We start from the raw sequence: 26071 nt of genomic DNA, 5'->3' as shown, positions 1-26071 counted from the left end.
CCTGGAGGTCTCTATTTTTAGGGAAGGATTGAGCGTCTTGACCAAAAAGTGTTTTTCCCTCCTTGAATTTTTAAGGCATGTCTTTAGCTTGTTAAAACCGCAAAGGAAGCCTTTTTGTAAAAATGTCCAGTAGTATGTTTTTTCACTGCTATGTTTGCCGTATCATTCTGTCCCCAGATGATTTTGGGATCAAGGGGCTTCCCTTCAGCATTGATGACAAACTCCACAATGACCAGGCGTTCTTCGGCAAGATCGGCAACGAGGGGGAAATCAAGATTTGTATCAAGGTATTTTCTTAAGGCAGGTATCCCTCCGGGGAAGCCAGGCATCTCATCCACTACAGTCAAAGGGTCGGTTTGGGCCAAAGCCAGCGTTAGTTGGAGGATACAAAAACTTAGGGTTAAAAAAAAACCGGATTTGTGCTGTGGGTTAGTAGAATTTTTCATTGGGCACAGTTTTGTTATTGACCCAAAGGTAAACGTTTTATCAATCATTCAAACTGTCCAATAAAAATTTAATATGTGCAATTATTGCCTTGGGATCGTCGCGGTGGATAAAGTGTCCACATTGGGATAAATAGATGAGTGAGCCACCTTTGCTGGATTGGTAGATGAATTTCCGCCAGCGTTCAATGTTCACATTTGTCCGTACATGGAAGAAGGCTTCCTGGTCAAAATCCTTACTTCGTCGATCTACCGGGACTTCAAATTTGCCACCCATAAAAAAATAAATAGGGACATTGGGTAGCGGCAGGTTTTTGATTTCTCCAAAATCGGTACGCCGCAAGGCACCCAGAACCTGCGCTTCACTCCAGGGGCCGTAATGTACGGAGTCGACGACAGTAGAAGGTTGATATAAACGGGTATACAGCATCTCATCAAGCTTCTTTTCAGGCACCCCAATGCTTCGAAAAATGTTGTTCCAATCGGATTTGGTTTCGGTAAAATCCGCTGGGTCCAACATAACCAATCCCGCAATGTCCTGCGGGTAATACCCGGCAAATGCGCGGCTGTACAAGCCACCCATCGAATGCCCGACCAACAGGTAAGGCGGGGCAATGTGTAAGGTATCCAGAATAGCTTTTAAGTTTTGGGAAACCACTTGAACCGTAGGCAGCTGGTAAACTTTGTCGGATTGGCCGATGCCCGCCCGATCATAGGCAAAAACGGGAGCGAATTTTGCGATTTCATCGATTACGGTATCCCAGTTGCCGTGAGCCATTCCCAGGCCATTTTCAAAAATGATGGTGGGTACACCTGCTTTTTTTAATTCAAATCCTTTGGTATACACCTGGTATTGGTGCCCCTTGATGCGGACCAATTTTGTTTGGGCCTGAGTCGCCAGCGCGAAGAGGCAGAGCAAAAATGAGGCAACTATTTTCATGCTGCTTGATGGAATTAAAGTGAAAATAATTGCCTCATGGTGTTGTTTTTGAAACCGTTTCTTACTGCTTCAACACCTTTTGGCTGTATTGCTCGCTACCTTGGGTAATTCGCACTACATACTCACCTTTGGGTTGTTTGCTTAGATCGATTTGACCATTGTAAGTGCCGTCAAATTTATTGAGCGACTGCTGGTACACCCGCTGTCCGGCCATGTTGTACACTTCTATGTTGGTCGCCTTACCCTCCGCGCGGAAGCTCAAGTTGAAGAGCCCTTTGCTGGGGTTGGGTGAGGCTTTGAAGTCCTGTACTTTGAGGGGACTCGCATTGGTAGGCAATGCAGTGGACTTCTTATCTTCCAATTTGAAACGAATGGGCAGATTGAATTGGACGGCTACGTCCTGACCCCGTTGTTTGCCTGCTACCCAATTGGGCATCGCGTTGACCACGCGCAAAGCTTCTTCATCACAACCTGCCCCAATACCTTTGACTACCTGGGCAGTGCTGATGCTGCCGTCTTTTTCAATGACGTATTGGACCACAACCATCCCCTCTACACCATTTTCTTTGGCAACTGTGGGATATTTGATATTTGTTGCTAAAAATTTGAGTAAAGCTCCTTGTCCTTCCGGGTAGGCAGGCATTTGCTCCACCACTTTGAATACTTCTTTAGACGCATCACCTTTTTTCTCAATCACCCCACCTTCCAACATAAAGCGGATCGGCAGGTTGAATTGTACATTTACGGCCTGCCCTTTCTGCGAGCCGGGCTTCCATTTGGGCATCATTTTGACCACCCGCAGGGCTTCCTCATTGGCACCACCGCCAATGCCTTGTACCACGTGGGGATCTTTGATCGTACCATCCTTATCGATGATGAATTGCACCACGACCATACCCTGGATGTTTTCTTTTTTGGCTACTTCCGGGTAACGCACGTTTTGTGATAAAAACTTGATCAAATCATCCGTTCCACCGGGGTACTCTGGCATTTTTTCAACGACTTTAAAAACGGTAGCTGGAACAGAGTCTCGCCGAGAAGGGTACCCTACGACTACGAGCTCTTTAGCAGTATTGGCCCGGGAGGGGTAGCCTGTGACGACCACTTCTTGAGGAGCTTGGGGGCGTAAAGCATATCCCTGAACCACTACTTCTTTTACCTGATTGGGTTGCAAGGGAAAACCTTCCACTACAATTGATTTATCAGGAATGGCTTTGAATTGATAACCAGTTACTACCACTTCTTTGACCGAGCTGGGTACGGTGTCTCTACGAATTACCACTTCCTTGGACAGGTTGCTGTGAATGGGTTGTTGGGCCTGACCTTTTTCGACTACAGTTGGCACCATCATGGGTGGCGGCGGTGGCAGGGTTGAATTTTGCGAGGTAGTAGGCACTTGGGCCTCAATGTTGATTTGGGCAAACAAAAAGCCCAGTCCAACCAGCAGTGGCAAGCTTAGCGCATAGCGCAATTGTGCCCGGCCCTGTGTTTTTTTGCGCATCATCATGTGAATACGTTTTTTGAGTTGAGATGTAGAAAAATGGTTTACGAGGGCAATCGAAGGTCCGGACAAAGATTGCCTAATCAAAAGGTGGCCGTATTGTTTGCGGTTGGCGTTTTGAAGCACCGCCGCGTCGGCCAAATATTCGTGCACGTCTCTTAATGCCTGGGAATAGTGGTAAGCCAGTGGGTTGAACCAACAAATGGCTTTGATGATTTCGCTGAACAATACGTCCAGCGTATGGTATTGCAGGATATGGGTTTCCTCGTGGCGCAACATGTATTCGCGTTCGAGGTTTTCATCTTCGAGTTCAGCGGGCCAAAACAGGCAACGCATGAAGGAAAAGGGCGCTTTTACCTCGGCACTGTACACCAGGGTATACTTGCCCATCGCTTGTTTGTGGCCCCGGCGGTAAATGCGGTACAACTGAAAAAGACCTACCAAAAAGCGCAACAAACAGTAGGCCACACCGCCCCAATACAACCAGGGCCATACGTCCCATGCTGCGCTTGCCGGCACCTGGATGGTGATCTCAGGTAAGGTATAGGGTTGGTTGACCAGGTTGTTGGCCCGCACCACCACTTCGGGTAACCAATTGGTATGCTCGGTTGGGTCGACTGGGGCACCCAGGGAGATACGCACCATCGGCACCACCAGCCCCAACAGTAGGGTGATCAATAAGTAGGCACGGTTGAGTCGGAAAAAGGTCGTTTTTTCCAAAATCAAACGGTACAATACATAAAATACCAGCCAGCAAATGGCGACTTTGAGTAGGTAGTTCATCTTCTCTAATGATGAATGATGAATTATAAATGATGAATACCGTCAGTTGTCTTCGTCTAGTTCGGTCATTAGCTTCGATAGGTCTTGTAGGTTGAGGTCATTTCCTTGTACCAATGTAGAAACCAGACCAGCGGCTGAGCCCGCAAAGTAGTCGTTGACCAACTTGCGGAGGCTTTGTTTGCCGTATTGATCTTTGGACACCAGGGGGAAATACTCATAGGTGCGGCCGTAGGCTTTGTGGCCCACAAATTTTTTTTCTTCCAAAATGCGCACAATTGTGGATACAGTACTATGGGGAGGTTTGGCTTGTCCTTGCTGCTCGGCGATGTAGTCGCGCATGGCAGCAACGGTACAGGGGCCTAGGTCCCACATGATCTGCATCAATTCTTCTTCGGCTTTGGTCAACTGTTTCATATCGATCGATAAACTTGTTGAACCAAATGTATAACGTATTTTTTAGTTAAACAACTATTGGAGCTATTTTTTTGACGTATTTTTTAGTTATAGCTTAAAACGCGCTGAACAAGCGCCCTGCCGACCAGTATACCGACAACAGATCTTTCGCAAACTGCCCTTGTAACTTATTGAATTTCAATTGGGTTTCGATCAGTTTTTGCTCCCGACTGTTGATCAAAAAAATCGAGCTTTCGCCTACTTCAAACTTGCGTTGTTCGGCCTGGAGCAACGCTTGCAGGTTGCGCAACAGCACTTCGTAACGTTGGATTTGATTGCGGCTGTTCTCGAAATCATTGTAATAGCCCCGGAGCTTGTTCTCGATTTCGATCTGTTTTTGCTCAAATTTATTGCCGGTTTGTTGCTGTTTGATTTGTACCAACTCCATTTTACCGCGCTCTTTGCGCAGGAACAGGGGGAATGAAAAATTGAGTCCCCATTTGAAGTTGGTTCCCAGTGCTTCGGTTAAGGTCAGGGTTGGATCCTCTTTGGTCGGAGCGGTAAAGTCAAAACCCCGGCCCAGGAAGTTGTAACTCAAATCCAAACGTGGCTTGAATTGCTCGGCTGCCAAACGGCGATCGACCTCTAGTTGGCGCAGATCAACCTGGATGGTCCGCAAATCAGGGTGTCGCAGGGCTAGTTGTTGAGTAAAAGAATCGATGGGTAGACTGGGCAATTGCACCACATTTTGTAAGGGGAGGGGTTGCCAATTCCAGTTGTCACCGATCGCAGGTGCCCGTCCCTGATCCCACTGGAGCGCTTGCATGCTCAGGGTGGCATTGCGGTACGTTACCAGGGCGTCGTTGAGCTCCAGTTGCCAGTTTTGCACTTGGGTGAAGGTTTCGATGGTATCCACCGCTGGTTTGTCCCCTAAAAAATAACTCGCCCGAATCCCCCGAAAACGGGTTAAGGACAGCTGGTAAGCCTGCTCGGTGACGCGCCACTGGTTGTAGGCAATGGCCCAATTGAGGTAAGTGATGCCGGCTTGCAGGAGCAAGTCGTTGAGCAAACCCTGGCGCTCGGCAGCCAGTCCGTCCCGATCCAGTTGGGCATTTTGTAGTCCAGCTCGATTGCCATCAAACAACAGGCCATTGAGCAAGGGCACCGTGAGCCCCAACACCGCCTGGCCAGGGTCGGGTAGCCTGCTTTCAGGATTCAGGTAAGTACCACTGGCACTATTAAAAGCGCCTTTGAACTCCATGCCCCATTGGCTTGTGACTTTGGCTCCCACTTCTCCTACGCGGTAATAGCGGGTTCCATCAAAAGATTTTTGTTGCCAATCGGAATAGAGTTTGGGGTCAAAAGCTCCACGCGCCTGGCGAACCTGGGCCTCGGCCTGGCGAATTAATAAGTCCGCATTCCGGGCAATGGGATGCTCTTGTTTGATGTTGCCCAAAAACTGAGTAAGGGGCAACACCGGAAAAGAATCGATGGTTTGGGTACCGTACAGTGGTCCAATTGCTACCAGCAAAACAAATAACAGCAAAAAAGGTCTCATTTTATTTCAAGCTCTTAACAGGTGCCTTCAATTTGGGTTCTTCCGATTTTCCTTCTTCCTTTTGGTAATAATTGGGCGGAAAACCATTGAGCTGGCGCCACAATTCGTACCACAAAGGCACGTTTTGCAAAAGGGCGATGCCCTGGGCACCCGAACCTGGGCGCAAGGCCGTGGGCCATTTTTTTCCATCCTTTTCCTCCGGCGCAATCAAGATGCGGTACTTGCCATTGTCGCTGATGATGTTGTCAATGGCGACGATATCGCCTTTAAAAGTCCCAAAAGAAAAACCCGGCCAACCCGAAAAAACGATGGCAGGCCAGCCATCAAAAAGAAAACGCACTTCCTGACCGAGATTGATCAATGGGTAGTCAAGGGGTTTGACGTACATTTCCACTGCCAGCGTATATTGCTTGGGCAAAATGCTGAGAATGGCTTCACCTTCCTTGATGTTTTCACCGATCCCGGCTTGTAGTGTTTTGGCCACCACACCATCTTGAGGTGCCAGCACATAGTAAAAGGTATTGCGTTGGCGGTAGTTTTCTACCTGGATCGACAATTTGCTGACGTCGGCTTCGGTAGCGAACTGTTCGGATAAAGCGCTGGCAATGTCCGACTCAGCTTTGGCGATCTTTTGGGCAGTTTCAGCTACCACCTGGCGTAATTCGGTGCGAACGATTTGTAGCTCCTGCCGGGCGATGTTCACCTTGTTGCGGGCATCCACCACTTTGGCTTCGGTTTCTTGCACTTTGAAACGTTTGTCTTCCACGTCGGTGCGCGGCTTGATGCCCTCTTTGTACAAGGCATCGGTACGGGCGAGTTGCACCCGGGCGATGGAATCATCCAGTACGGCCCGTCGGAAAGCGATGCTGTCGGTGATGATTTTGAGCCGGGACTGTTGCACCTTATTTTGCAGTTGGTTGCGCTTTTGGATCAGTTCTTCCTGGTAAGCGCTGATTTGGTCGCTCAGGGCATTGCCCTTGCGCTGATAGGCACCGATGGAGCCCGTTTTGGCATTGACCTGCTTTTGGGTGCGCTCGACTATTTGGGGGTCAAAATAGTCGGATTTGATCTCGGTTAAATGCAAAATGGTGTCCCCTCTGCGGACAGTGTCCCCTTCCCGCACGTACCATCGTTCGATTTGTCCGGCAATGGTAGATTGTACGGTTTGGGGGCGATGTTCTGGCCGTAGGGTAGTGACTTTACCTTTGGATTGGATGTTTTGGGTCCAGGGCAAAAACATAAAAATGAGGGCCAGCAAAAACAATCCACCCATCCAGCGCGCAAACATGACGTTGGCACTGGAGAGGGAAGTCTTCTCAAATGACTTGTATTTCTCCTGCTGAATTTGTGCAGTGATCGAGTCTGGTGATATGTTGAGCATGTTTTTTAGTTGAGAAGGTTGAGAAGGTTGAGAAGGTTGAGGGAGGTCGTGGCTGCCGCAGCGATCCGGTCACAGAGCGTAGCCGAAGTGCAAGGATCCCTGCGGCAGCCTCAACCTCCTCAACCTCACTCAACCTTCTCAACCCAATAATTCAATTTCTTTACTGCGAAACACCGTGTCAAAAACCGGGTGATCTTGTAAGGATTGCCAGGTGCCTTCGGCAATGATTTGCCCATTCTCCATGAGCAACAAGCGGTCGCATTGCGCCGCCAATACCGGATCGCTGGAAACAGCGACCAGGGTCCAGGGGGCATCGCGCCGGGCGATGAAACTGGCAATAAAATCACGGTCTTTGGACTCCAGGCTTTTAAAAAAGTCTTCGGCCAAAAGCAACTTGGGCTGCGTAACTACAGCACGCAATAAGATCAGTTTCGTGCGGATGGTGTGGGGGATATTGCGGCCTTCCGGCAGCAAAATGGTATTGTAACCATTCGGCAGATTGCGGATGTAAGTGGCAATACCCAATTGTTCAGCTAAGTCTACAATGGCCTCCAGGGGCGTATCGGGGTTGCCCAAGGTGATGTTTTCGAGGATGGTTCCAGTAAAAATATTGGATTCGTGGATGTAGTCGCCGATGTTGCCGCGCAAACTGCACAAATCCAGGCTTTTTAAAGGGAAACCATTGTAAGCTATACTGCCCTCGAAATCGGCGTAAATCCCGGCGATGAGCTGTAGCAGGGTACTTTTGCCAGAACTTTGGATGCCTGCAATACAAACCCGTTCACCAGGTTTGATTTCCAAGGAAACCCCATTTAAGGTTGGGCGATCGGAATCTTCAAATTTGAAGCTCAGGTTTTCGACCTGCAAATGCATCGGCTTTTCCCGGTCAATTTGATCGAAGCGCAAGCCGTCACTTTTTTCGATGGGGAGGTCGGTCATAAAACCGAGTTTGTCCAAGGCAGTCAAGACATCGTAGATGGCCTCCATGGTCAGGATCACCTTTTCCACGTTGCCAATCACCAGGATCACCACAATTTCTGCTGCTACAAACTGACCGATGGTCATCTCGTTGTTGATGACCAAATAACTGCCCAAAGCCAACAAGGCAAAAGTGATCAGCACTTTGAAAGCAACGATGACCGCGTACTGGAACTTGAGTACTTTGAAGTGTTCGGCCCGGTTGTCGAGGTATTTGGATACCAAACCATCGGTACGCCGCAAAGGATAGGGGGTATAACCCGCCATTTTGAAGGTACTCAGCGAGCGGGCCATTTCTTCCAGCCAATACACTACTTCGTATTTGTATTTGGATTCACTCAAACTGGACGATAAACCCCGTGGCCCCGTAAATCGATACACCAAAAAAAGTAAAAATCCCAAAAACACGCCAAAAAAAGCGAAAAAGGAATGGTAAAAGGCCATAAGAATCACACCAAAAGTAATGTTGAGAATGGCCTCAGAAAAATCGATCAGGATTTTGGGCAAGCCTTTTTGCAAATTGAGGGTATCAAAAAAACGATTGACCAATTCTGGGGGATAAAACCGCGCCAGGGAATCCAGTTTTAAACGGGGTAAACGGTACGAAAAATCAAAAGAACTGCGCACAAAGACCCGTCGCTGAATGGTCTCCATAATGGTGATTTGCATGATTTTGATGATACCCGTCAAGGCAGTACCGATGGTCACTACACCAATTAACATCCAGAGGGAAGCAGAAAAATCGCCCCCGCTGATCAGTCCAATGATGGCTTGTACGCCGAGGGGTAGAATCAACCCGATTAGCCCCGCAAAGATGGAATTGATGTAGATGTAGGAGATGTCTTTGCGGTCTAACTTTAACAATTTGAAAAAACGCTTTAGCGGATGAATATTGGTACTACCAGCCATTCACATTTAAGTTTTTAGATTAAGGTCACTACGGGGCGATAAAAAAATAAGTGTTTCATTTTGCCAAAGGATTAGATCAGTAAACGGTTCATTTTAAGTTTCTTATCTAATCCTTTGACTCAGGAAAAATGAACACTTATTTTTGCCCCACTACTACGCACAAATTAACTCAAAATATCTTCAATTTGTTTAGCGGTATACAGTTTCCGCATTTGTGCCTGTAATTTTTGGCGGGCAAAGAAAATTCTACTTTTGATGGTACCCAGTGGCACTTCCAATTCATCGGCAATTTCTTCGTATTTAAACCCTTGAAAATGCATCAGGAAGGGAATGCGCACCCAGTCTTCCAAAGTGTTTACCACTTGGATGATCTCCTCTTGCATTACGGCAGATTCACCTTGGTTGGTGACCGTTTGGTTGCCTGAATCCAGGAGAAAATCGTTGGAAGTATTGTCATTTAGTGTTTGACGGCGCTTGCGCTTGCGGTATTCATTGATGAAAGAGTTGCGCATGATGGTCATTAGCCAGGCACGCAAATTAGTTTGGGGCTCGTAGCGATCCCAGTATTTAAACGCTTTGAATGCAGTTTCTTGTACCAAATCACGGGCGGATTCTTCGTCCTTGGTCAGATTAAGGGCGAAAGAGAACAGCGTTCTGCGCAGACGGTCAAACTGAGTTGAAAATTCGATCGTGGACATGGTTAAAGTTTTTACTACCTAAAAAAATAGTATTACCATCAACAAAGATAGTGTGTGCTTGTGCTGCATGCAAGTCTTTGTGCAAATTTTTTCTGAAAAAGATTTAACAAAAATACTACTATAAATATAATATACTGATTTTAAGCCAAATAAAAAAGAATCGTTGTAGCTCCTGTTTTTAAATCGGTCGCTTTACCTTTGCAGTGGGGCAAAAATAAGTGCTCATTTTTTTTTGAGCCAAAGGATTAGATAAGACACTTAAAATTAAGCGCTTACTCATCTAATCCTTTGGCAAAATGAGCACTTATTTTTTTATCGCCCCTTTATCCCAATGGAAAATAAATTATGGTCACCCTGGATTCGTGGTTTTGAAGCTTTCCTGTTGTTGGAGCGAAGTTTGTCGGCCAATACCATTGAAGCCTATAAACGCGATTTGGGGAAACTGGCGGAATACTTGCATTTGCAGGAGCGGAAGGTGCCCCCCAGTGCAATACAAACGGAGGATTTGTTCCAGTTTTTGATGTCGCTGAATGAACTGGGACTCAGTGCCCCTTCGCAAGCGCGGTTGATTTCGGCGCTTAAAACTTTTTACAAATACCTCCTGCTGGAAGGGGGTGTCCAAAACGATCCAACCGCCTTATTGGAAGGGCCAAGGCTGCAACGCGCGATTCCATCCGTATTGAGTTACGAAGAAATCCAGGCTATGCTGGCCACCATTGATTTGAGTACTCCCTTGGGCTTGCGCAATCGCGCCATCATGGAGGTATTGTACGCCTGTGGGTTGCGGGTAAGTGAGTTGTGTGATTTACGCTTGTCCAACCTGTTTTTGGACATTGAGTTCATTCGCATCATTGGCAAGGGCAATAAGGAACGGATCATTCCCATCGGTGCGGATGCGATCAAGCACCTGGGCTTTTATTTGAATAGTGTACGCCATCAAATGCCCAACATCCAAAAAGGGCACGAAAATTACGTTTTCCTCAACCGGCGTGGAGCAAGGCTGAGCCGGGTGATGGTTTTTTTGATCGTCAAAGAAGCGGCGGTCACTGCGGAAATTACCCAGGAAGTAAGTCCACATACTTTTCGGCATTCTTTCGCTACCCATTTATTGGAAGGTGGGGCCGATTTAAAGGCGATCCAGGACATGCTGGGGCATGAGTCGATTTTGACGACAGAGATTTACACACATTTGGATACGGATTATTTACGGGAGACGATATTGAGGTTTCATCCGCGGAATCGGAGGGGGTTAGAGTAATTGTTTGATTTCTTTGGTGATTTCAAACACAGCATGACTCATTTTTATTATTTAAAAACGAAAATAAGTATCAAACTCATTTTTTTATTATCAAATATCATTTTTTTCAAAATAAACATTGTAATACATTAAAAATCATTATCTTCAAGCGCACAGAACAAACGCCAAACCCTATGCAAACCCTAAAGTTAAATTCAAGCAACCATTCGGTAAGGGTACTCCAAACCCTGCTCAAAAACACCGGTAAAACAATTGCCATTGATGGGGATTTTGGCCCCAAAACCTTCGAGCAAGTCAAACTTTTTCAACGCGAACATCAACTCAGAGCGGATGGCATCGTTGGCCCCAAAACCTGGGCCATACTCTTTCAGCACGGTTATACCTTCAGCACCAATATCATCGATTGGCTATCGCCCGCTCGGCAAACTTTTTTGCCTAAGGAAGAGTATTTTCAGGAAATTCAACCCAAACAATCCATTTTTCTGCACCATACCGCAGGATTTCACGATCCGAGGGGAGTGATCAATTGGTGGTCGATTGACGATAATCAAACTACCCCAAGACGGGTTGGGACGGCCTTCGTCATCGGCGGGCCTGCACTCAATGGGGATGCAGCGCTGGATGGTAAAATCTACCGCGCGTTTATGGAATACCATTGGGCCCATCACCTGGGAATGGGTGTCAAAACTTCAGGAAAGGCTTTGGCTAAACTGAATGCGAAGGTCAGTAGTAGTTCTATTGGTATAGAGATATGTGCGATTGGCCCAGTCCAAAAGGCAGCAGACGGCAGTTTTTTTGTACAGTTCCCCCCCAATCCTAAAAAGCATCTGGTTCCTGCCGACCAGGTTTGTACCTTGGAAAAGCCTTTTCGCAAAGCACTCCATTACCACCGCTACTCCGCTGCTCAAATTGAAGCCTGTCGGAAATTGATCCTGAGTATGGCCTGGTTTTTCAATATCCCTATTCCGCAGCAGACCTACGATGAGCAATGGTTTGAATTCAATTCCAGAGCAGCCTACGATCCCGGGCTTTGGACGCATACCAATGTCCGAACCGACAAAAGTGATTGTTTCCCCCAACCTGAGTTCATCGCGATGCTCAACCGCTTGCATGAAGATTTTAAAACCTTTGACCCACACAAACTCCGTATAGAACGGGGGGGAGAAGCTATTGAGTTCGATGGTGCCACTATCAAAAATTACGCCACTGACATGAATGATTTTGATGACATGATCAAATAGAAACCCTCTTATTCATCTTGATAAACCCAAGTACAAATGGCAAGCTTTGACCTGCATTTTCATCCCTCTTTTAAAAGTTTTATGTCCAATGATGTTGAATCCGACCGAGGAGATTGTTGGAAAGTTTATAATGATTTCGTCAGTGTGGTGGATTCACAAAGCAGTTTGACTCAATGTGAAAAAGGTGATGTAAACATTGGCGTAGCGACTTTTATCACCTTGGAGCCACCCTATGCTACCAGTTTTTTGGTGCAGTTGGCCGCAGGTTTGTCTTTTTTCGACAAAGACATGATGAACCGCCCAACGGGCTCTGGCGACTTGCAATACTTCAAAGAAGAGTTGGCCCATTTGGAAGCATCTGTTGCCGCTAAACCCGACAAGATCAAAATCATCAAGGACTTCAGCGAATTGGATGAGAACAAAATAAATTTGATCCTGGCCATCGAGGGTGCACATTCCATCGCGAGCAACGAACACAATGCTGAAGAGAACCTAAGGACGTTGAAACAGGACAACAAATACCGTTTTTTGTACCTCACGATGGTGCATCAAACCCGGTACGCTACCTGCAATCACGCCTTTAGTGTAAAATTGATCGCGGGGAATGAGCAGTTTTGGCCTAAGGGACAAGGTTTGACCCCTTTTGGCAAAGCCTTGATCAATACCGCCTACGATAAAAGCATTGGTGGCTATCAATTGTTGATCGACATCAAACACATGAGCATCGCATCCCGCAAGGAATTTTACCAATACCGGATCGATCACGAATATCAAAACATCCCTATCATTGCCAGCCATGTAGGGTTTACAGGCATCAGCTGGAAGTCGGAAAAATTGATGGAATACATTGATAAAGCCGAGTTGGTGAACAGTGATCAACACGTGCGGGTACAATGGAAAAAGCCCAAAGGCATCCAAAAACCCTTCACCTTGTTTTGGGATTGTGAATTCAATCCCTGGTCGCTTAACCTTTACGACGAGGAGATCAAAATCATTGTTGACTCAGGAGGTTTGATTGGTCTGATCCTCGATCGGCGGGTGCTGGGTGCTCAAAAAGTTTCCAGTGAATTTTTTGACCATCAAAACTACCTGGCACTGGGGCTAAAACTCAAACGATCTCGGGAAGAATGGGTGGAAGACCAGGAACATGAAGACCAGGAAACAAAATACGACGAGGGGCAAAAAGACCCCATGAAGCGCCTCGATGCACCCAAACATTTGTGGCACTTGTGCAATCAGATCTTGCATGCGGTCAAATGTGCCGGACCCAAAGCTTGGGATCACCTTACCCTGGGCTCCGACTTTGATGGCTTGATTGCGGCAATCAAAGCCTGTATTTCCGTGGCGGAATACCCTTACCTGGAAAAGAACCTGATCGAAATGCTACCTGAAGTATTGAAGCAAGCCCAAAAAGCCCATCCGGGGGTTGATTTTGGACTTAATGATGTTGCAACCCAAGTGAAAAACATCATGTACAACAATGGTCGACGATTCATCAAAAAACATTTTACCGAACATCCACAAGCTTGATTCATTCCCAAACTAACTCCAACATGCCACAGGGATATTCATTGCACATCGGGGTAAACCAGTTTGATCGCCAGTATTATCGCGGAAGCCTGAGTTTTTTAAATGCGGCAGTCAACGATGCGATTTTTTGGAATCAGTTTGCCCGTGATCAAGGCTACCACTCTTCTCACTTGTTGAAAGATGAGGAGGCGGTAGCCGCTACCATCATAGCTTATCTTCAGGAAAAATCTGCTCAACTGAAGGCCGGAGATATCTTGTTGGTCACTTATTCAGGGCATGGCGGACAAATTCCCAACGAGAAAAAGGGTGTAGCTGATGATGAACGCAATGACCAAACCTGGTGCCTGTACGACCGGGAATTGCTTGACGATGAATTATACGCCTGTTTCCAGCAGTTTGCCGAAGGGGTGCGCATCACGGTGGTTTCGGATAGTTGTCATTCCGGCACAGTGATCAGAGACGAGGCTCCGATAGGTCAGATCGATCTGATCGCCAAACTCGAAAAAGGTTTGAGCATGGGCCTGGAAACCCGGGGCTGTATCGCCCGGGGCGTGGGACCTGACATTCGGTATGAAATCAGTAGATCCGGCGGGAAAAGCATCATGGAGCCGATCCAAAAAAAGTACTTGCAGGCCCGCAAGGGGCAAAAAGTAAAAGCGGCAGTTACTTTATTGGCGGCTTGCCAGGACGAGGAAACGACCTTTGACGGCGAAGAATTTGGCCTGTTCACTGGAGCCCTCAAAGAACTCCTGACCAATGCCCCCGAGGCCAGTGCGGAGGAGCTGATTGCCAAAACAAAAGAGCAGTATGCTTTTCCCAAACCTAACTTGTTCACCTACGGGGCTCAAATTGCTTCCTACAAAACGCACTCCCCCTTTGCCATTGATATTCCTGAGCCAACGCTGGTTGAAGGATTTGAGCCAGCACGGGTAAAAAAGTCCATTTCGCGCACCATGCACAAAGTGACGCCTTTGTTTGCCCGGTTAAAATTGACAGCAGCGGTGGATTTCGAGCCCATGCAGGATGATCAGCTCCACATTCTGTCTGAGCAGATTGTCGATGGGCATAAAATTCTGGAAATAGAAGTAATCGATATTCCAGTAAAAGATGCCTGGAACGCTGCGCATGCCCTGCAGGCGGCCTTAAAAGCAGAAAAGATTCAAGTACAAGTAGAGCCCCTTTATTTCGAGCACCAAAAAACGCTCAGTCGAGAGGGCCGCTCTGACTCCGATGACTACCTCCCAGAATGGCCCCCTGCCCAGCTTGAGCCTGGCGTAAAAGTGGGCTGGCACCTCGGTGCAGAGTATTCCCAATTGGCCGGAGCGGTGCAGGAGGTTCGTCAAAAATGGCAGGATAATCCGCCCCGGATTCGGATTGCCCATATCGACACGGGTTATGTTCCCAATCGGCCTGGTTTGCCCAAGTACCTTAAACACGATGAAGGGCGCAGTTTTATTCCTGGAGAAAACTCGGCCATCGACCCGCCTGATTCTGGTCAGGATCGGCATGGCACTGGCACCATGATCCTCTTGGCGGGAGACCAGGTGGACCCACAGGATTTGTTCGGCGAATACGAGGGTGAAGTAGGTGGAATTCCCTTCGCCGAAGTGATTCCGCTCCGCATCTCCGAAACGGTGGTGATTTTTAACTCCAAACGTTTTGAAGCAGCAGTGGAAGCTGCCATTGAGCTGGGCTGTGAGGTCATCACCATGTCGATGGCGGGCAAACCCAGTCCTGGTATGAGCAAGGTCATCAACAAAGCTTACGAAGCGGGCATCGTGGTGGTATCCGCTGCCAGCAACTGCTGGTACAAAGGGCCTGGTGCCATTTTGCCCAAATGTGTGCTGTATCCAGCCGCTTTTCCCCGGGTTATTGCCGCGGTAGGGGCCATGCAGGATCAGCGCCCCTACGACCAGAAGTTTTTATTGGCCAGTCGATCCAAAATCGATACCGCATACATGCAGGGCTGCTGGGGCCCGGCCTCCCGGATGAAGTACGCCCTGGCCGCTTATACGCCCAATGTGCCCTGGGTGGGCAAAGACAAGGCTTTTACCCGGGGTGGGGGAGGGACTTCGTCAGCCACGCCACAAGTGGCGGCAGCGGCGGCACTCTGGATTGCGTATTACCGCAAAGAACTGGAAGCCAAGGGTTACTACGAGGAAGGCCAGCGCTGGAAAAAAGTGGAGGCGGTGCGTCAGGCTTTGTTTCAGTCAGCAGCTAAAGAAACAGTCTTCCCAGAATGGAAAAAATATTACGGCAACGGCATTCTGCGCGCCTTGGATGCGCTGCGCATCGGGGTGCCGGATGAGCAGCATCTGCAAGCAGCCCCAGCATCCAAAGTGAGTCCACTTGGAGCAGTTGAGTTGATTGCATCTTTTTTCAAAAATCGGCCTGCTTCCCGCGCCATTGAAGCCCAACCAGATGATGAGCAACTGGCGCTGGAATTGATCCAGGTATTGGAAAGTGACCCTGAGTTGTTTGATTTGCTGGAACGGATTGATGAAAGTGAGTACCTGGAGGTGCTGGGTGCGGAGGATTGGAAGCGGGTGGGACGGTCGAAATTGACGAGTAATTTTTTGAGGGGGAGGTTGGGGTGAGGGAGCTTTTTCCCCCAACCTCTTCCTGATTAAAATTCACTCAACAAGTCCTTCAATTGCTTCAAACACTCCTCTGCGTCAAAATACCCCACATGATCACAGCACACCTCGATCCGTTTTCCCCGTTCAAAGCCTGGAACTGCTACCATGCTATCAATCGTCACAGCCATATCGTGCTGATTGTCATTGAACACAAATTTGGACAAAACTGGATAAACCGCTTTCCCTTTGATTTGATCCACCAAACGTTCCAAAAAAGGATTGCCCGCAGCTTCCGCCTCGGTAATTTTGCTGATGTTGCCCGCAATGAGGGAATATCGAACTTGGGTCGGCATTTTTTCGGTCCGCTTCAGGGCTTTGAGCACTGGGGAACCGGGCGTGAGTTGCGCTAAGGTTTCGGTCGCATTTGCCCCAAATTGGCTCAATACGTAAGACAAGCCTGAAATCGCCAGTTTCATCACGCCCCCCACATTCAAGGCATCGGTAATCAAACCGAATACTTGCTCGCGAAGCCCAGCCACTTCCGATCCGTCATTCGGGGTACCCATCATGATCAAGTGTTGGATGAAATCTTCCCCTTTTTGATCTATCTCCAACATATGGCGGGTGATCAGGCCGCCCATGGAGTGCGCGACTATGGTCAATTTGGGGCTATTGGCTTCGCCAAAACCTGCTTCAGTCAAACGTTGGAATAATTTTTTTGCCGTATTTTCAATGGGGGTAGCCAGGCTTTCGTAGTCATAAGTCAGGATGAAATCCATTCTTGAGCCTTGGGTATGCAGCTCCTGCAAACCCGCCAACATCCAGTTCGTATCTCCAGTGATGCCGTGAATAGCCAATACTATTTTTGCATTGATCTGGTCTTTAAGTTTAAATTGTATTTCAGAGGCATTTGCTTCACTTTGCCAATTGCCTTCCACATCTTGCCAATGCAACCGTAGTACTTCTACTGGCTTGCGGGTGAATACTTTTTTGAAATAGAGCTTTATGGACTGACCAATGCCTTTGGTCAAGGGTTTATCGCCTTCGATGAGGCCATCGCTGGGAGGGGGTAATTTTTCGATGTAAATATTACCCTGCTCGTCACCATAGCCCAAGGGGTAAAACAAACCTGATTTCTCGTCATAACCGTAAGGCAGCGTAGTTTCGAGAAGTGCCTCATCGGCGTCATCCATTGATCGTTGTCGAACAGACTGCCCTTTAGGAACTATGGTCAATTTTTGGCCTTCCTGTAGGCGGGGAAAATTATCGCTACCCTGGGTGGGGCGCAGTTCCAAGATTTGTACGCCATTGTCCGAAGCAGAGCTCAAGCCCGCTGGGAAAGGATTGCGGCTAGTCAACACGTCACAAAACAAGCGTTCAGGCGGGGTAACCAAATCCACCATGGCATCCGTCGCACGGTCTACCCCTTTGAGTCGGTTTATTTTTTTTAGTTTGTGCTGTTGATCATCGCCTGTAAGGGCATAAGCGATTGCTTGGAAACCTTCGGGTGCTTTAAGCGTAAAAGCAGTAAAATCGGTTGTTCCTTGCTGAACCTGCTGTTCTTTATTTGGGCCAACTACGCGGATTTTCATGGTAAAAACGGTCCAATCGCGTTGCTCGCCCAAGCTATCTCCTTCGAACCCAAGTTCTCCATCGTCACCACTTTTATCACCGCGATAATTTGGTATGTTTTCATCCAATGGCAAATCTGCTTGTTGAAAGCGCTGCAATGCCAAACTTTGGGGGTCAACAGCTACAAAGATTTTCAGATAGGCTGTAATTTCATTGATGTTAAATTTTTCGTATGCTTTATTTATTACAAAGGGAATAGTCTTGTAGAGTCGATTGTCTTTAGTTTTAAGTTTTAAAAATAGCGACTCCTTATCTTTGACCAGTTTATTCTGATCCAGGTCAATAAAATCTATTTTAATGCCAAAAAGACTTCTTAAATACAACACCCCTAAATAACATTCGGTCAAATTGGAAGTTGGGTTAATTGCAATACTTAATCTAAAAGCAGGTTGCCGGCCGTTTTTATACCTACATACCAACTCTTCCGGGAGCGAGCCATGCACTCCAATTTTTTCTCCTGGCACAGCATCAGGGTTAGTTCCAAAAGCTTCGCCTTCTATTTTTTCAAGGGTGAACAAAAAATCCGCTGCTGAAAATTGAGCGCTTTCATTTTTTAACACCGAAGCCCCCACCCATTTTCCAACCGAATCCACATAACGTAAAAAAACGAAAGGGTTATTGCTGCGCTTGAATAAGGGAATAGAACTGTTGTTTTTGGTCAAAACATACTCACCTTCAATCGTCAATCGAATCACATAATCATCAACCTCTTCTTCAGCCAAAAAATCAATGGTGTAAAACAAAGGGGGCTCTATTTCGTAAGCCGCTTGCAGCTCCGCGCATTCTTTGCTTGCCTGTCGCAATCCAGCGGATAGCCCCACACGCAATGGTGAATTGGCCAATCGTTTCAAAACCGCTTCATAACCTTCATTTTGATTCAAACTCATCAATGGAGCGCCGTCTAATACCGATTGATCATTACGCACCACAACAACCTTGACCAATTCCTCAACCCCAGGAATTTGCACCAAGGTATCACCTGAAGCCCCCGATGCTACCAAACCATCAATTTTACCCGCCGACAAAATCCACTCCCCATTGATAAAATTAACCGGATAAGTAGCCCGATAAGGGGTGATTTCTCTAGATAAAAATTGCTGATCCAGGTCTTTTTCGGCAAAGGCAAAAGCCACTGGGTTTTGTTTGTCTGAGCGGTTGCGTACTTCAATGGCCAGGTTTGACATCAAATCTCGGTAAGTTCTCGAGGTGCCGCCCGCCTGCAATTGCCGCATCAGACAAGAGGTAAATAAGCCTCCATCAAAGGTTTCTTGGGCTTTTTCGTCGTCTCTAGCCGCAGCCAGATGCACATAGGGCGCAATAGCGAATTCTGCCCTACCTTCATGATTGAGTTCAAAAAAACCTTCTTCTTTTCCCAGGTATTGATCATAACGAACCTGGCTTTTAGATGCAGTTTCGTGCCGGAAGCGAATTTTACGTGGATCAATCTCGTCATCCCGGAAATTACTTCCCGAATGACAACAGTCCATGATGACCAAACAGTGGACATCTTTGAACTTCGCTTTGTCTTCGGGATCGTGTAAGGCGTCCCAAATCAGGTAGGCCATTTCTTTGTCGATCAAATCCCTGGCCTCCGGATTGGTGCGGCTGTCGACACACACCATGGTTTCATTGCGTCGATTGGATTTATCGCCCCAAAACTCCTGGGGGGCTTCGATGGAGGAGCCATGACCGCTGTAGAACAAAAGGCAGATATCGCCAGCTTGGGCTTGTTTTAGATGGGCAAAAGGGCCATTGATTTGGCCCTTGATGTTGGCATAGGTTGGTAGCGGTAACGCATCAGGCTCGAAATCTGGAAATTGCTCCTGATGGGTATTCAAATCATTTTGATCGAAGCCCTTATCATGTGGTGCAAGCCAATAAGCGGGGTGGTATTCAATGGTATCTATGGGTTGTTGTGCACAGAACTTGCGCAGGAATCGATCCAGATTGAGCACATCATGGATACACGCATATAATTTATTGCTTTGGTAGGCATTGATTCCAATAAAGGAAGCGTATAATTTTTTTGCCATTACTCTATGGTTTAGTTTATGGTTATAAAAATAAGGAGTAATTTATTTTTCACCAAATAAATATTTGAAATAAAAGCAAGTGTCAAAAATAAAAATCAAAAACAATTTGTTATTGCATTTTTAATAATTTTGCTTGTACCTTGTATAAATCATTCTTTCACCAAAATTCCTATTACTAATGGACATCATCTATATCCTCATTATTGGCGCGGTATCCGGCTGGTTGGCTGGCCAAATCATGAAAGGCGGCGGCTTTGGCCTTTTGTGGAACATCATTTTGGGTATCGTCGGCTCTTTTGTTGGCGGCTGGCTATTCGGCGTGCTCAATATTTCTCTCAATGTAGGTAGCGCTACCGTGAATACAATCATCCAATCGGTCATCGGGGCAATTGTGCTGCTTTTTGTAGCAGGGTTGTTAAGAGGAGGACGAGGACGATAATGGTATGGGCGACCCTATGTGGTCGCCCCCAACAAAATGGGCGGCCACACAGGGCCGCCCCCAACAAAATGGGCGGCCCTTTGTGGTCGCCCATAACCATCGCATAGGGGGCAATCACAAAGGATCGCCCCTACTGTCTTTTCGCATGTATCTCCTCAAAAAAGATATCCTCATTCGGCACATCAAATTCAATCCCTACCACCTTCCGATTGTTATCCACCACAAATTGCAGGGTACCAAAATCATACCAGGCGTGGTTTTGCTTCCATTTGATTTCATAGGTATCGTAGTGCCAATGGCTGAGTACCGCATCCAGTTGAGGCCCGTGTGGGAAGTGCAGTTCCAGCTGTTGATTGGACCCAAGCTTCACTTCAAGCGTTCCGTACAATGGGTCGTGGTATTGGCCGACCAGGGCGCTGGCGGGTAAACCCGGCGTCGTGTTTTTGACCTGTACAGCTTTGCGGTTTGCCACAATACTGCGGCGCTCGGCCTGGTGTTGTACTTCGCCAGGAATACCCTCTTTGCTCCAATCTTTCAGCGGCAAGCTCAGGTAACGATCCACTACGTATTGACAAAGCGTAGGGCTAATGCCAGTCATACTATTGGTCAGCACCACGATGCCCAGTTTTTCTTCGGGCACCATCATCACTTGGGAGTACATGCCATCGTAGCCGCCACCGTGCGACAGTACCACTCTGCCGCCATAATCGGCAATGCTCCAGCCCAGGGCATAACCCGAAAAATGCCGTTTAAAATAGCGTTGCTTTTGCGCGGCAGAGACCTGAAAACTGTTGTGCATTCGCCAGAAGGTTTCTTGGGTTTGGGCGCTGAAGATGGTTTTGCCTTCGTGTTTCCCTTGATTGAGCTGTAAATTCATCCACTTGGCCATGTCGCTCACACTGGAGATGATGCCCCCAGCGGCGCCCATGTTGTCCCAGCCCGCATAGGGAATAGGCTCGGCGGGGCCATAAATGCTCTTGTGTGGCATGGCTACATTGCTCAGATTGCCCAGGGCACTGGTGCTGGTTTGGCTGCGCTCCATGCCCAGGGGTTTGAAGATGCGTTCTTTCACAAACACATCCCAAGGCTGGCCACTCGCCGCTCGAACTACTTCACCAGCGGCAATAAACATCAGGTTGGTATACCCATAACCTGCGCGAAATTCATAGTCGGAGGGCAAATACTTGGCCCTTTTGACCACTTCCTCCGCGCTGTAATTCGTTTTGTACCAAATGGCATCGCCACTAAAAGTGCCTAAACCCACCCGATGGCAGAGCAGATCACGCACGGTAGCGTGTTTGCTCACGTAGGGATCATACAGCTCAAAGTAGGGTAGGTATTTTTGCACCGGGTCATCCCACTTCAGTTTACCTTCTTCCACCAGGATGCCAATGGAGGCAGAGATGAAAGCTTTGGTATTGGAAGCAATGGCATAAAGGCTATTTTCATCTGCCTTAATCGTTTTCCCTTTTTCCAAAACGCCGTAGCCTTTGGCCAGTACGACCTTTCCATCTTTTACTACCGCGATGGACAATCCCGGTACATTCCAGTCTTTTTGAGCTTGTTGAAAATATTGATCCAGTGCAGCTACTTCCACCTGGGCGTAGGCCAGCAGCGAGTGGAAAAGCACCAGCAACAGCAAGGTGATTTTATGCATGATTTCTATACTTTAAGGGATAACGATTAATTGGTGGCAAAAATACTCTCGGGTTTCCAAGTCGGGCGATCCGCAGCATTGGCCACCAGATAGCTGATCAAAAAATTGAGTTTGACGTAGGTGCGGCCCGCTTCAAAATTGAAAGACCCATTGAGTTCATCCGAAGGTTTGTGGTAGTTGTTTTTGGTAAAATCCTTGATCAAACCATCCAGGTCAAAATTGGGGTCGCTGGTTTTGAGGCCATACTTGATGTGCAGCGCGGGAATGCCTTGCAGGACAAAGCTGTACTGGTCGCTGCGCACAAAACGTACTTCAGTTGGCATGTGATCCTGCATCACTTCGAGACCCAGGTAGCCCGCAGCCTGTTGGACAGTGGCCAGTAGGGTAGAGTGCTCGGCACCAAGTGGCACTACACCTAAGAGTGGCGCCAGGATAGTTGGCATATCCGTATTGACATCGGCCACAATTTTTTCTTTGGGCACGGTTGGGTTGTTGGCAAAATAGGTGGAGCCCAGCAGGCCCATTTCTTCACCCGTTACCATCACAATCAGCACCGAACGTTTGGGGCGTTGTTTTTTCAGGTTTTGGTAGGTTTTGGCAATTTCCAGCAAACTGGCTACTCCCGAAGCATTGTCGTGTGCACCGTTGTAGATGGAATCGCCATTGACTGGGCGGCCAATCCCGACGTGGTCGAGGTGGGCGGTGTGCACCACGTATTCGTCCTTTAGCACCGGATCAGAACCCGGAATTTTGCCCACTACGTTAAAACTTTCCAGGTGCTCATATACCGTACCCGTTTGGATGCGGGCAGTACCGGGAATGACCACTGGGGTGCTAGGATTGTACAGTAAAGCGGCCAATTCACGGCTGCTCAGTTCGGGTTTACCCATTATTTTACCCAAACCCGTCCAGGTCAAAGCCCCAACTACCTTGATTGAAGCGTAAGGATTGACACCCCGGCCTTCGGCTTTTCCATTGGGCAACACCACGCCTCGTGCCGATGCGGGGCCTCCTTGCGGGCCGCCTACCGTAGGTGAAGGCATCACAAAAACGCCAACAGCACCCTGTTTGTAGGCCATGTCGACTTTGGCGCGGGTAGTGGCCAGGTGGGCAGTTTCGGTACTGCCAAACTTGTTTTCGGGTACCCGACTGAGCAGGATCACAATTTTACCTTTTACATCCAGGCCTGCATAGTCATCGTGCTTGAGTTTGGGCGCTGAAATGCCATAACCAGCAAAAACCAAGGGGGCTTCCACCTGGTTGCGGGCTACGTTGAAGTCGGCCTGCACCGTGTAATCCTTGCCGTATTCCAGGTCCATGTGTTGGGTGGAGGAATGGTAATGGATGCTGTTTTGATCGGGTATGGTTTTGGCGGTGCGGATGACTACTTTTTGGCGGTAGGTGCCATTTTCGCCAGCAGGTTCCATGCCCAGTTTTTTGAATTCAGCCTCCACGTATTGGCCAGCCAGATCAAATTCGGGTGTACCTGGCAGGCGGCCTTTCATGCGGTTGTCGGCCAGGTAGGCGATGTGGCCTTTGAGGGCTTCGGCGGATACTTTATCCAATGGTTTTTTCAAGTGTTTGGGCAAACTGCTTTGGCCCCAGCAAGCGGTAACCAGCAGGCCACTCAGTAAAATACTCAGGCTACGGTGAATCATATTTGGTATGGTTTTGAGCGAGGTGGGAAGGTAAGGAGAAATGACGAATGATTCGAATGACGAAGTACGAATGTTCCGGTCACTGAGCTGTTCACTGAGCGAAGTCGAAGTGCCCCTTATTCGTCATTCGTCATTCGAATCATTCGTCATTCGAACTATCCTTCATTCAGCACTTTTCTGCCCCATAATAAAATCTGAAAGCCGTAAACGCCTAACCAGAAAAGGATGGCCGCAAAAGAAAGGATGCCCAGGGCGGCAAAAACCTTCACCGAACGTAAATTGAGGTCCCAAAACTGGTAACTGATGAAATCGCTGAGCACGAAAAAGGTATGGATACAAAAAAGGTAAAACAGCACCTGCAACAACTTGCGGGCATATAACACCTTGCGCAACTCCGACTTATCGCGCAGGTTTTTGCGTTTTTGCACCACGTAGCGGCGAGCAAAGAAGAGGTAGGCAAAAAAGAGGCTCAGAAATAAACCCTGCTCCAATGCCCCATAAAAAGGGTTAAAAAACTGCCGCCCATAATCTGCTTTAAAATCCATTGAGGAAAAAAACATGAACACAAAAAAAACGAACTGCCCGATGGGTAGAATGAAATGCTTCAAATCGCTGCGGCGCAGTTGGTACTGAGGATACAAGCGCAACTTAACATGATAAAAAAGTAAAGTGGGCAAACTAAGAGTGGAATAAATGGGTATAAAATACAAACTTGGATACCGCTCATAAATACCTGCCAACACCAACCAATAATGCAGCAGCGTGAGGGCAAAAGTGATGAGCAATAGGCCATAACAGGCGTTGGAACGTTTTTCACCCGAACTTTTTCCAAAAAACAGTACCCCAATCCCCAGTGAATAAATAATCTGTGCCCCTAATACGGCTAGCAAGAGGTAGTAGAAGATGGAATGTTCCCCGCGCAGGGGCAAAGGCAAATAGTTGGAAAACTCCATGAAGGCTGTTTGAGCAGCACAAAGGTATTGCCTTTTTGCACCCTTTGCAAAAGTCATTTAACTTTGGAGAGAAAACTCATTCATGGGGCCAAAAATGCCCCCTTATTTTGAACCCTAAACAAAGGACATAATTTCTAAAGAAGTCATAGCCATGAGCTCTAAATCTTATTCACCCGTCACACCCCATGAAGCCGTTTCAGTCATTCGTTCCGGCGATAAAGTATTCATCCACACGGGCGCAGCAGCGCCACAAGTATTGGTCAAAGCCCTGGCCGAACGCGGTGATGAACTGCGTGGAGTTCAAATTTACCAGATGCACACCGAAGGCCCTGCGCCCTATGCCGAAGAGCAATACCGGGATAGTTTTCACGTCTATAGCCTTTTTACAGGGGCCAACATGCGTGAGGCAGTGCAAGCGGGTCGGGCTGACTTCGTTCCGGTTTTTTTGAGCGACGTACCCCGTTTGTTCCGGCGTGGCGCCATTCCCCTGGATGTGGCCATTCTGCACGTTTCACCTCCCGATGCCCACGGTTACGTAACCTTGGGTGTATCGGTAGATACCTCATTGGCTGCTGCGGAAACAGCCAAGGTTTTGATTGCCGAAATCAACCCGCGGATGCCCCGCACCCAGGGCGATGGCAACATCCACATCAGTCGATTTGATAAGGTCATTGAAGTAAATTACGCTTTACCTACGCACATCATTCCTGAACCCGACGAAATTGAGCGCCGAATTGGAGAAAACATTGCCAGCCTGGTAGAAAATGGTGCCACCCTGCAAATGGGCATTGGTGCCATTCCCAACGCCGCCCTAGCTGCCATGACCAACCACCGCGAATTGGGCGTTCACACCGAAATGTTTTCTGATGGCATCATTCCCTTGGTGGAAAAGGGCATCATTACGAACGAACACAAGGCCAAACACCGCGGGCACCTGGTCACTGGCTTTTTAATCGGCTCTCAAAAACTCTACGACTTTGTTGATGACAACCCGCTCGTAAGGGTGTTGGATATAGAATACGTCAACGACACCTCCATCATCCGCAAAAATCCCAAAGCCACCGCCATCAACAGCGCCATTGAAGTAGACATTACCGGGCAGGTTTGTGCGGACTCGATTGGTAGTCGAATCTTTTCAGGAGTAGGTGGGCAAATGGACTTTATCCGGGGCGCTGCGCTTTCCAAAGGTGGCAAACCCATTATTGCTCTGCCCGCCATGACCAATAAAGGCATCAGCCGCATCACCTCCATGCTCAAGCCTGGAGCGGGTGTCGTCACCACCCGGGCCCACGTGCACTACATCGTAACGGAATACGGCGTGGCCGAAATGTGGGGCAAAAGTATCCAGGAAAGGGCCAAAGCCATGATCAATATCGCCCACCCGGATCATCGGGAGCAATTGATGAGGGAGACTTTTGAGATTTGGAAGATAAGAATTTAGTGAAGAGTGAAGAGTGAAAAGTGAAGAGTGAAAAGTGAAAAGTGAAAAGTGAAAAGTGAAAAAAAT

General features: G+C 47.9%; 18 protein-coding genes. 6 read left to right on the top strand and 12 right to left on the bottom strand.

The window, feature by feature from the left end:
- Positions 1 to 83 precede the first annotated feature (83 nt).
- From ACEW9O_RS26590 to ACEW9O_RS26555, 8 genes are all read right to left on the bottom strand, one after another.
- Positions 84 to 446 carry a hypothetical protein gene (locus tag ACEW9O_RS26590; RefSeq protein ID WP_373553263.1) on the bottom strand — a complete coding sequence of 121 codons (363 nt, stop codon included), beginning with the start codon at positions 444 to 446 and terminating at the stop codon, positions 84 to 86.
- A 40-nt stretch (positions 447 to 486) separates the two neighbouring features.
- On the bottom strand, positions 487 to 1383 hold the full coding sequence (locus ACEW9O_RS26585) for an alpha/beta fold hydrolase (protein ID WP_373553262.1): 897 nt from the start codon (positions 1381 to 1383) through the stop codon (positions 487 to 489).
- 61 nt (positions 1384 to 1444) lie between these two features.
- Positions 1445 to 3667, bottom strand: a complete 2223-nt coding sequence (locus ACEW9O_RS26580) for a TonB family protein (protein WP_373553261.1) — start codon at positions 3665 to 3667, stop codon at positions 1445 to 1447.
- Between the two features lie 42 nt (positions 3668 to 3709).
- Positions 3710 to 4081: a BlaI/MecI/CopY family transcriptional regulator gene (locus ACEW9O_RS26575; protein ID WP_373553260.1), complete on the bottom strand. Its 372-nt coding sequence runs from the start codon at positions 4079 to 4081 to the stop codon at positions 3710 to 3712.
- 94 nt (positions 4082 to 4175) lie between these two features.
- On the bottom strand, positions 4176 to 5606 hold the full coding sequence (locus ACEW9O_RS26570; RefSeq protein WP_373553259.1) for a TolC family protein: 1431 nt from the start codon (positions 5604 to 5606) through the stop codon (positions 4176 to 4178).
- Positions 5607 to 5619: 13 nt separating this feature from the next.
- Positions 5620 to 6999 carry an HlyD family secretion protein gene (locus ACEW9O_RS26565; protein WP_373553258.1) on the bottom strand — a complete coding sequence of 460 codons (1380 nt, stop codon included), beginning with the start codon at positions 6997 to 6999 and terminating at the stop codon, positions 5620 to 5622.
- Between the two features lie 138 nt (positions 7000 to 7137).
- A complete protein-coding gene (locus ACEW9O_RS26560) occupies positions 7138 to 8886 on the bottom strand; it encodes a peptidase domain-containing ABC transporter (RefSeq protein ID WP_373553257.1) in 1749 nt (582 codons plus the stop codon).
- A 164-nt stretch (positions 8887 to 9050) separates the two neighbouring features.
- Complete coding sequence (locus ACEW9O_RS26555; protein WP_373553256.1) at positions 9051 to 9584, bottom strand: RNA polymerase sigma factor; 534 nt, start codon at positions 9582 to 9584, stop codon at positions 9051 to 9053.
- A 331-nt stretch (positions 9585 to 9915) separates the two neighbouring features.
- On the opposite strand from ACEW9O_RS26555, the gene xerD reads away from it, so the two are divergent.
- The 4 genes from xerD to ACEW9O_RS26535 all read left to right on the top strand — a co-directional run bounded on the left by xerD (position 9916) and on the right by ACEW9O_RS26535 (position 16210).
- Positions 9916 to 10842 (top strand): site-specific tyrosine recombinase XerD, encoded by a 927-nt coding sequence (xerD, locus tag ACEW9O_RS26550; protein ID WP_373553255.1) that lies wholly within the window; start codon positions 9916 to 9918, stop codon positions 10840 to 10842.
- Positions 10843 to 11015: 173 nt separating this feature from the next.
- On the top strand, positions 11016 to 12083 hold the full coding sequence (locus ACEW9O_RS26545) for a peptidoglycan-binding protein (RefSeq protein ID WP_373553254.1): 1068 nt from the start codon (positions 11016 to 11018) through the stop codon (positions 12081 to 12083).
- A gap of 36 nt (positions 12084 to 12119) precedes the next feature.
- Positions 12120 to 13613 (top strand): membrane dipeptidase, encoded by a 1494-nt coding sequence (locus ACEW9O_RS26540; protein ID WP_373553253.1) that lies wholly within the window; start codon positions 12120 to 12122, stop codon positions 13611 to 13613.
- A gap of 23 nt (positions 13614 to 13636) precedes the next feature.
- Entirely contained in the window at positions 13637 to 16210 is a 2574-nt protein-coding gene (locus ACEW9O_RS26535) for a S8 family serine peptidase (protein WP_373553252.1), read from the top strand.
- Between the two features lie 29 nt (positions 16211 to 16239).
- Here the strand turns inward: ACEW9O_RS26535 and ACEW9O_RS26530 are convergent, their stop codons facing one another.
- Positions 16240 to 19857, bottom strand: coding sequence for a caspase family protein (locus tag ACEW9O_RS26530; protein ID WP_373553251.1), 3618 nt, complete (start codon positions 19855 to 19857; stop codon positions 16240 to 16242).
- 178 nt (positions 19858 to 20035) lie between these two features.
- Here ACEW9O_RS26530 and ACEW9O_RS26525 point away from each other — a divergent pair, with 178 nt between their 5' ends.
- Positions 20036 to 20296: a GlsB/YeaQ/YmgE family stress response membrane protein gene (locus tag ACEW9O_RS26525; RefSeq protein WP_373553250.1), complete on the top strand. Its 261-nt coding sequence runs from the start codon at positions 20036 to 20038 to the stop codon at positions 20294 to 20296.
- Positions 20297 to 20426: 130 nt separating this feature from the next.
- On the opposite strand, the gene ACEW9O_RS26520 is transcribed toward ACEW9O_RS26525, so the two are convergent.
- From ACEW9O_RS26520 to ACEW9O_RS26510, 3 genes are all read right to left on the bottom strand, one after another.
- A complete protein-coding gene (locus tag ACEW9O_RS26520; RefSeq protein ID WP_373553249.1) occupies positions 20427 to 21953 on the bottom strand; it encodes a serine hydrolase in 1527 nt (508 codons plus the stop codon).
- Between the two features lie 26 nt (positions 21954 to 21979).
- Positions 21980 to 23611, bottom strand: a complete 1632-nt coding sequence (locus tag ACEW9O_RS26515) for a M28 family peptidase (RefSeq protein ID WP_373553248.1) — start codon at positions 23609 to 23611, stop codon at positions 21980 to 21982.
- Positions 23612 to 23766: 155 nt separating this feature from the next.
- Entirely contained in the window at positions 23767 to 24564 is a 798-nt protein-coding gene (locus ACEW9O_RS26510) for a hypothetical protein (protein WP_373553247.1), read from the bottom strand.
- Between the two features lie 151 nt (positions 24565 to 24715).
- On the opposite strand from ACEW9O_RS26510, the gene ACEW9O_RS26505 reads away from it, so the two are divergent.
- On the top strand, positions 24716 to 26005 hold the full coding sequence (locus tag ACEW9O_RS26505; RefSeq protein ID WP_373553246.1) for an acetyl-CoA hydrolase/transferase family protein: 1290 nt from the start codon (positions 24716 to 24718) through the stop codon (positions 26003 to 26005).
- The last annotated feature ends 66 nt before the right edge of the window (positions 26006 to 26071 follow it).

The sequence above is a fragment of the Haliscomenobacter sp. genome (assembly GCF_041740695.1).
Classification (GTDB): domain Bacteria; phylum Bacteroidota; class Bacteroidia; order Chitinophagales; family Saprospiraceae; genus Haliscomenobacter.
This window is presented reverse-complemented; position numbering and strand designations above follow the sequence as displayed.

Bases quoted from the DNA above. Each gene is read 5' to 3' on its own strand.
- ACEW9O_RS26505 (WP_373553246.1), top strand. From the start codon at position 24,716: ATGAGCTCTAAATCTTATTCACCCGTCACACCCCATGAAGCCGTTTCA.
- ACEW9O_RS26540 (WP_373553253.1), top strand. From the start codon at position 12,120: ATGGCAAGCTTTGACCTGCATTTTCATCCCTCTTTTAAAAGTTTTATG.
- ACEW9O_RS26575 (WP_373553260.1), bottom strand. From the start codon at position 4,081: ATGAAACAGTTGACCAAAGCCGAAGAAGAATTGATGCAGATCATGTGG.
- ACEW9O_RS26530 (WP_373553251.1), bottom strand. From the start codon at position 19,857: ATGGCAAAAAAATTATACGCTTCCTTTATTGGAATCAATGCCTACCAA.
- ACEW9O_RS26585 (WP_373553262.1), bottom strand. From the start codon at position 1,383: ATGAAAATAGTTGCCTCATTTTTGCTCTGCCTCTTCGCGCTGGCGACT.
- ACEW9O_RS26555 (WP_373553256.1), bottom strand. From the start codon at position 9,584: ATGTCCACGATCGAATTTTCAACTCAGTTTGACCGTCTGCGCAGAACG.
- ACEW9O_RS26560 (WP_373553257.1), bottom strand. From the start codon at position 8,886: ATGGCTGGTAGTACCAATATTCATCCGCTAAAGCGTTTTTTCAAATTG.
- ACEW9O_RS26525 (WP_373553250.1), top strand. From the start codon at position 20,036: ATGGACATCATCTATATCCTCATTATTGGCGCGGTATCCGGCTGGTTG.
- ACEW9O_RS26520 (WP_373553249.1), bottom strand. From the start codon at position 21,953: ATGCATAAAATCACCTTGCTGTTGCTGGTGCTTTTCCACTCGCTGCTG.
- ACEW9O_RS26515 (WP_373553248.1), bottom strand. From the start codon at position 23,611: ATGATTCACCGTAGCCTGAGTATTTTACTGAGTGGCCTGCTGGTTACC.
- xerD (WP_373553255.1), top strand. From the start codon at position 9,916: ATGGAAAATAAATTATGGTCACCCTGGATTCGTGGTTTTGAAGCTTTC.
- ACEW9O_RS26545 (WP_373553254.1), top strand. From the start codon at position 11,016: ATGCAAACCCTAAAGTTAAATTCAAGCAACCATTCGGTAAGGGTACTC.
- ACEW9O_RS26565 (WP_373553258.1), bottom strand. From the start codon at position 6,999: ATGCTCAACATATCACCAGACTCGATCACTGCACAAATTCAGCAGGAG.
- ACEW9O_RS26590 (WP_373553263.1), bottom strand. From the start codon at position 446: ATGAAAAATTCTACTAACCCACAGCACAAATCCGGTTTTTTTTTAACC.
- ACEW9O_RS26580 (WP_373553261.1), bottom strand. From the start codon at position 3,667: ATGAACTACCTACTCAAAGTCGCCATTTGCTGGCTGGTATTTTATGTA.
- ACEW9O_RS26535 (WP_373553252.1), top strand. From the start codon at position 13,637: ATGCCACAGGGATATTCATTGCACATCGGGGTAAACCAGTTTGATCGC.
- ACEW9O_RS26510 (WP_373553247.1), bottom strand. From the start codon at position 24,564: ATGGAGTTTTCCAACTATTTGCCTTTGCCCCTGCGCGGGGAACATTCC.